This is a genomic window from Salipiger sp. (assembly GCF_059781815.1).
The window spans coordinates 20514-28845 of sequence record NZ_JBYNAH010000035.1 but is presented as its reverse complement, the minus strand read 5'-3'; the positions used below and the strand labels follow the sequence as shown (position 1 = coordinate 28845).

Sequence of the window (8332 nt, the reverse complement as noted above, 5' to 3'; positions counted from 1 at the left end):
GGCGACCGCGTCGGGCTCGATTACGACTGGTTGGCCTTCAACGACGCCAATGGCGAGGCCGGCACGATCTATCAATACATGGGCGACGGCACCGACCAGATCGACCTGCTCGACACCGATTTCGAGGACACCGATTTCTGGATGCGGGTGCCCGAGACCGAGCTGATCCCCACCGGCAACAACCTCACCGACAGCGACAGCGTCGGCGTCGGCGGCATGGCCGTGCGCAACACCTTCGACGCGCAGGCGGTGGCGCGGATCTCCAATGCCGACGTGGAATCCGTCGGCGACATGACCGTGAAGGCGGTCGAGATGGCGAGCCTGACCTCGACCGGCGATGTCGGCGTATCAAGCTCGGGCGGCGGCTCGGTGCAGGGCGACAAGGGCGACTCCGTTGCCGTGGGCGCGCTCATCGTGGTCAACACCGCCAATGCAAGCGCGCTGGCCACGGTCGAGCAATCGGCCGATGTGCTCTCCACCGCCGGCGCGGTCTCGGTGCAGGCCGACAACATCGCTTCGCTCGACGCGCAGCTCGATGCGGCGATCAGCTCGGCGGGCGACAGCGTCGGCGTGCTCATCGCCTTCAACACGCTGGGCTACGAGGCCGAGAACATCCTGTTCCAGACCGTCGACGCCCTGATCGGCACCGATATCGGCGACAAGAGCTTCTCCGACGCCGAGGCCCGGATCATCGACAGCACCGTCGCCGGGCAGACCGGCGTCTCCGTCACCGCCACCAACGCCGCTGAGCTCACCGCCCGCATCGGCACCGATGTCAGCTCCGATCCCTCGGCCTTCCAGGGCGCCGAGGCGATGGCGGCACAGGGCGTATTGGCCTCCAACATGCTGGCCGGCGCCGCTTCGGCGCTGATCGACGACACCGACAGCACCCCCTCGGGCGAGAGCGTGACCTCCGCCGCCGGCATGGTGCGCGTCGCGGCCAGCGACGAGGTCGTGCTCGAGAGCCAGACGCTGGTCGATACCGGCGCCTCGCGCACCAACGACCTCGGCCTCGGGCTGCTCAACAACCTCGCGCAGGAGCTGCTCGACACCTACCAGTACACCACCGAGTCCGGCTCCCCGGCGCTGGTCTTCGGCGACCGGGTCTTCATCGGCACCAACCACGCCAACAGCGACCTGCATGGCAAGCGCTTCCAGTACATGGGCTCGGGCACCTCGGTGCCGCTGGCGACCACCGATTTCACCGATATCGACCTCTGGAAGGAGCTCGACGAGACCAATGTCATCCCGCCCGCCCTGATCGGCGTGGCGGCCAAGGGCGCGGGCATCAAGACCGGCTCGGCCAAGGCCTATTACGTCATGGTCAGCCGCAACGAGGCCGAGGGCGGCGCCAGCGCCTATATCGACGATTACGATGTCACCGGCGCCTCGGTCTCGGTCGAGGCCCGCGAGCGCGCCACGATGAAGGCCATCGACGGCTCGACCATCAACGCCACCGAGACCTATGGCGGCCTGATGGTCACCAACGAGCTGAACTCGCGCGCCTCGGCGCGGATCACCGAGAGCAACGTCACCGCCACTGCCGGGGACGTCTCGGTCGAGGCGCTGAACCTCGCGGTGCTCGAGGCCACGACGCTCAGCTCGATGACTGGCGCGAGCGATGCGATCAACGTGGTCGTGGCGTTCAACTCGGTGGGCTTCGACGGCAGCAACGTGCTGTTCCAGACCATCGATGCGATCCTCGGCTCCGACTACTTGATCGAGGCCGAGCCGGTGGGCGCGCAGGCCTATATCGAGGATTCCGTCGTCAACGCCTCGGGCGACGTCTCGGTCACCGCCGAGACCAGCGCCGAGCTCACCGACATCGTCTTCGCCAACACCACCGCGCAGCTGCTCGACGACATGGCCGACGAAAAGCTGCTCGACGACGAGGACGAGGCTGGCGACGCCGACGCGCTTGCCGATCTGCAGGCCGAGTTCGAGGCCGCCAGCATCGGCTTCGAGGGCAGCCTGTCGGTCGAGACGGTCGAGACTCAGTTCCGCTGGTATGTCTCCGACGAGGTCGGCCGCACCTGGATCATCGAGAACCGCGAGGGCACGCTGGTGCTGCTCGAGGCCAACCTGCTCGACGCCCGCGTCGGCAACGAGACCTCGGCCATCGCCAAGAACAACCGCGCCCTGTTCGACGCCTATGTCGAAGGCTCCAAGGAGGACAACAAGGGCAAGGGCATCAAGGATCTGAAATACGGCGCCAACGGCACCGCCGGCGGCGGGCTACTGGCAACCAACCGGATCGCCTCGGACACCGCCGCATGGATCCACAACACCACGACCACCACCCATGACGACGCCGACACGCCCGAGACGCTGAGCACCGGCGACACGGTGAGCGTGGGCGCTGCGGTCTACGAATATGTCGGCGCCGATCAGGGCGCGGACCAGAGCTTCCTCTACTCCTCGCGCAGCGATGTGCAGATCCTCGAGGCCGGCGACCGCATCCGCCTGCACGAGGATCACGGCATCTGGTCCGAGGGCGACATCGTGGTCTATTCCGGCCCCACCCTCGCCTCGACCGAAACCGACCCGCGCGAGCCGGGCTATGACCCGATCGTGCTCTTCGACGTGCTCGACGCCCAGCCCGGCGATTTCGCCCTTGGCAACGCCGCGCTCAGCATCGACCTCAGCGATGCGGCGCAGGACTATGCCAACAGTGCCGACTGGCAGCTGAAGGACGGCACCCTGCCCGAGGGCAGCGTCACCGCCGGCGGCAACGTCACCGTCTCGGCCTCGGACAACGCGCATATCCGCGCCGACAGCAATATCGAGATCTCGGCGGTGGTGTCCAACAACATGGACGCCTTCACCGCGCTGGCCAATCAGGCGCTGCAGAACGAGTATGTCTACACCTCGTTCTCGGGCACCCAGACCCTGATCGAAGGCAACGTGATCTATATCGGCTCCAACGGCGGCGCCGAGGCGGGCAAGTACTACCAGTATTCCGGCCCGATCCAGAGCTACGACCTTGCCGACATCGCGGGGCTCGGCCTCGACAACGAAGACAACTGGACGGTGCTCAACGGCAATGTCGAGCCGCAGGACATCTTCCCCAATGTCGGCAACCTCGCCGAGAGCAACTCGCGCGCGGTGGGCGGCATCGTGGTCACCAACGATGTGCGCTCCGAGGCCCGCGCCAGCGTCGACGCCGTCGACCTGACGGCGACCTCCGGCGACATCACCGTTTCCTCCGAGGCCGACGCCACCATGCTGGCGCGCCTCACCTCGAACGTCACCTCCTCGGGCGGCAGCGCCTGGGGCACCGGCGAGTCCCTCGCGGTCAACGCCACCATCGCCACCAACATGGTGCGCGCCTCGGCCAACACGCTGGTGCGCGACAGCGTGCTCGACGCGGGCGGCGCCATCGACATCCTCGCCGACAACCGCGCCGTGCTCGACGCCACCACCCAGACCGAGACCAACACCGGCGACACCGGCGTCGGCGTGACGCTGGCGTTCAACACGCTGGGCTGGGAGGCCTCGAACCTGCTGTTCAACGCGGTCGACGCGCTGGTCGGCGATCCGCTGATCTCCGAGGCGCTCGACGGCGAAGACCCGTCCATGGCCCGCGCGCTGGTGATCGACAGCGCCCTGAGCGCCGGCACCGACCTCACTGTCGAGGCACTCTCGACCGAGAAGCTCAACGCCACGGTGTCGAACTCCACCGTCTCCGAGGCCTCGGCCCAGACCGATGCCAACGGCAAGAGCGTCGGCGTGGTGCTGGCCTCGAACAAGGTGAGCGGCCGCGCCTACGCGGTGATCGACAACGAGGACGCGCCTGCGCTCACCGAAGTCAGCGCCGGCGGCAGCGTCACCGTGCGCGCCAGCGACGACATCGGCCTGTGGTCGAACTCCAAGCTGGTCAGCAGCTCGACCACCACCAACGATGGCGGTCAGGCGGTCGCGGCAGAGACCCTCAACGATCTCCAGCAGGCCGACTGGCTGGCGCTCAGCGGCGCCGGCATGCAGGAGGTGACGGTCAAGTTCGGCGAGCTGGTGCGTCTTGACGACGGCTATAGCGGCGGCGGCATCGCGGGCGGGGTCTACGAGTATCTCGGGACCGAAAGCATCATAGATATCAATAACGTAAACTACGAGGACAAGAACCTCTGGAAGCCCACGCAGGTGACGCAGGGCATCCCGAGCTTCGGCAATGTCTCCAAGAGCGATTCCATCGGCGTCGGCACGCTGGTGGTGCTGAACGACCTGCGCTCGGACGTGCTGGCCGAGATCCGCGGCGCCTCCGTGGGCGCCGATGATGGCGAGATCGTCGTCGAGGCGATCGAAAACGCCACGATGGAGGCCAACGTCGATGCCTCCACCTCCTCCTCGGGCGGCAGCAATCTCGGCGAGGGCAAGTCCATCGCCTTCAACGGCGTCATCGCCACCAACGTGCTGCAGGGCGGCGCCGACGCGGCGGTGATCGACAGCGCGCTGACCGCCGCAGATGACGGCAGCGGCCTTGGCAACGTCCGGGTCGAGGCGATGAACACCGCGCGCCTCACCGCAAACAACATCGCCATGGTCGGCAGCGGCGACACCGGCGTCGGGTTGCTTCTGGCCTTCAACTCGGTGGGCTGGGAGCCCTCGAACGTGCTCTTCAACACGCTCGACGGCATCATGGGCGATCCGCTGATCTCCTCGGCCTTCAACGGCGAGGCCCCGGTCGATGCCGAGGCCTACATCCTGAACTCCAGCGTCAGCGCCGACGGCAAGCTCGAGGTGCTCGCCACCAACGATGCCGAGATCATCGCCATCACCACCAACGAGGCCACCTCGGCGGCGGCCGCGCTCGAGAACGCCAGCGGCACCGCCGTGGGCGCCATCGTGGCGACCAACAAGGTCTCGGGCGCGGCCAAGGCCTATATCGACGTGGCCAACCTCCGGCAGGGCGACGGCGAGCAGCGGGTCGAGACCGGCGACCGGGTCATCGCGCTCGACGGCACGGTCTACGAGTACAGCGGCCCCGAGGCGGTGATCGACCTCGCCTCCGAGACCTTCGGCCCGACCCTGTGGACCGATGTCGGAGACGATACCGGCTATGCCAACGACATCGACGCCGGCACCGGCGTGCGGGTCGAGGCCACCGACACCAACCATATCGACGTCACAAACACGCTCGAGGTGACCACCACCGTCACCAATGACGCAGGCCTCGGGATCATCTTCACGACGCTCGAGAACGTGGTGAACGAGTACAAATACACCACTCGCTCGGGCGTGCAGCGCGGCGTGACCTTCGGCGACATGGTCTATATCGCCGACGATTACGACGAGACAAAAGCCGAGCGCGAGGCGCTCTACATCTATTTCGGCGCCGACCAGACCGGCACCGATGTCGATCTCTCGACCCTCGACTACGATGCCGAGTCCGACTGGGTGAAGGTCGATCCGCTCGACATCGAGAGCCTGCTGCCGCCGGGCATCAACCTCAACTTCTCGAAATCCGACGCCACCGCTGGCGGTGGCATGGTCGCCATGAACGACGTGCGCGGCGGCGTGATCGCCCGCATCGACGAGGCCACCGTCGACACTGCCACCGGCGACATTGCCATCATCGCCACCGAGGATGCCGGCATCGAGGCGCACAATATCGGCGACATCTCCGCCGATGGCGGCAGCGCCTTCGGCGAAGGCGGCACCACGCTCGCGGTCAACGCGCTCATCGCCACCAACGTGGTGCTCTCGACCGCCGAGGCCTCGCTCGAGGACAGCGATGTCGAGAGCCTGCTTGGCGCGGTCAGCGTCACCGCGGCCAACACCGCGCTGATCGACAGCGACATCGACATGACCACCGTCGCCGAGGGCGGCGGCAGCAGCTATGGCATCGGCGTGACGCTGGCCTTCAACTCCATCGGCGTGAACAGCCAGAACGTGCTCTTCAACACCATCGACGCGCTCTTTGGCCTGCTGCCCGCCGACGAGATCCCGGCCATGGCCTCGGCCAGCATCGAACGCAGCGAGGTCTCAGCCGAGACCGGGGTCTCGGTCGACGCCGTCAGCGACATGGACCTGACCGCGGATATCCTGAACGCAGCGCTCGCCACCTCCATCGCGCTCGAGGACAACACATCCATCACCGTCGCGCCCATCGTGGCGATGAACCGCGGCTCCTCCGCCGCCGAGGCCCGCATCATCGACGCGCCCACGGTCGAGACCGCCACCGGCGACGTCTCGGTCTCGGCGCGCGATACCAGCCTGATCCACGCCGAAAACATCGCGGCCTCCGCCTCCATCGCGGTCGGCACCGGCAAATCGCTCTCGGTGGCCGTGGCCACCTCGATTGCCCGCAACACCCTGCGCAACACGGTCGATGCGGGCATCGCGTCGAGCGGGGTCGAGGCGACCACGGGCGAGATCGCCATCATCGCCAGCCGTGACGGGGTGATCGAATCCACCGCAGCCGCTGTCGCCGCCAGCGTCTCGGGCGCGGCGGACGGCAACGCGGTGGGCGTCTCGGTCGGCGGCGCGGTCGCGGTCAACCGGCTCTTCGGCGGCGCCGAGGCCAGTATCGTGGACAGCGCTCTGGTGGCCGACTCCGTCTCCATCCAGTCGGAATCCGTCTCGCGCATCGATGCCACCGTGGTCGCCGTGGCGGCCTCGGTCTCGGTGTCGATCTCGGGCGACAGCACCGCCGTGGCCATCGGCGCCTCGATCTCGGACAACATGATCGGCTGGCAGGACAGCGCCGTATCAGCCGACCACCAGAGCGACGACAGCACCGCGCTCGCCGAGGGCGACGTGGTCGAGGTCACCGAGGGTGCCCATCGCGGGCGGTTCTACGAATATGTCGGCGAGGATCAGGTCAGCGCCGTCGACCTCTCGATCGAGGATTACGGCGACACCCAGAAATGGAAGCAGGTCGGCCTTTCGCGCGAGGGCGCGCTGACTTCGGCGCATCTCGATGACAGCAGCATCACCACCGCGCTCGGCACCGATGCCGCGCTCGAGATCGAGGCGCTGACCCAGCAGAGCATCAGCTCGCTGGTGCTCGCGGGCGCCGTGGCGGTGGCGGTCGGCAAGTCCGGCATCGCGGTCGGCGGCACTGGCAGCTTCTCGCGCAACCGCATCGCCTCGGACGCAGCGGCCTATATCAGCGGTGACGGCGGCAGCACGCTGGAGCTGGCCAGTGGCCGGGTGCAGGCCTTCGACCGCTCCACCATCGACAGCATCACCGGCGCGGCCTCGGTCGCGGTCGGTGTCGGCACCTCGTCCAACGCCACGTCCGTGGCCTTCGGCGTCGCGATCTCGCTCAACGAGATCTCGAACCAGGCCGAGGCCTATGTCCTGGATGCCGATATCGAGGTCAGCGGCACCGGCGCGGTCGATCCGCTCGACACCACCTCTCTGATCGTCTCGGCCGAAACCTCGGCGGGCGAGAGCTTTACCGTCAGCACCCCCGGCTTCGATGGCGACGATCTCGACGACGCCGCCGAGGAGGCGATGGTCAACGACGACAATGGCACACCCGACGATGACGAGGATGACACCGTCTCTCGCGATGCCACCGACCTCGCCGGCGATACCGCGATCCTCGACGATCTGCGCGACGCCCTGAACGGCCAGCTCGGCCCGCAGGACCAGATCTCGGCCACCGACACGCTGCGCGTCTCCAGCGCCGGCTTCGGCAAGTGGCTGGCCGTGGTCGAGGACAGCAATGGCGACGGCGACGGCGCGGGCCGCAGCTTCCTGCTCGCCTTCGACAACGGCGATCTGGTGGTCGAGCGCACCACCATCAACGCTATCGCCGCGGCGGCCGCAGTATCGGTCTCGGTCAGTTCCTCGACCTCGATCGCGGTGAGCGGCGCCGGCGCCTATGCCCAGAACGTCGTGACCTCGGCTGCGCTGGCCCATATCGACGACGCCACCATCGCCACCACCGGCGACGTCGTGGTCGACGCGCAGGGCGACAGCACCATCAACGCCGCCGTGATTGCCGCCTCCGCCGCCGTGGCGGTGTCCGGCTCCACCGGGGTCGGCGCCTCCATCGGCGTCGCCATCGCGCGCAACTTCCTCGGAGAGGACGGCTTTGGCGGCGAGGATCCGCTCGAGGTGAAGGCCTGGCTCTCCGACAGCAGCGTCAACGCGGGCGGCGATCTCTTCGTCACCGCCGATGCCGCGCAGAGCATCAACGCGCTGACCTTCGCGGGCTCGGTCGCGGTGTCGGTGGGCTCCACCGGGGTCGCGGTGTCGGGCTCGGGCGTGTGGAACGAGAACGCCATCAATGTCGACGTGCTCGCCGCCATCGACGGCGATGCCGGTGCCCTCGCAGATGATACCCAGGGCGACGCGATCACCGTCTCGGCGACCAACAGCT

1 protein-coding gene (running past one end of the window) is annotated in these 8332 nt (G+C 67.6%); it reads left to right on the top strand.

Annotation, left to right across the window (positions count from 1 at the left end):
* The first annotated feature begins 30 nt into the window (after positions 1–30).
* Positions 31–8332 carry the 5' end (the start) of a beta strand repeat-containing protein gene (locus AC6RA4_RS06130; protein ID WP_500158429.1) on the top strand. It continues 18683 nt past the right edge of the window, so 8302 of the gene's 26985 nt are visible here — the first part of the coding sequence; the start codon lies at positions 31–33; its stop codon lies off the right edge, out of view.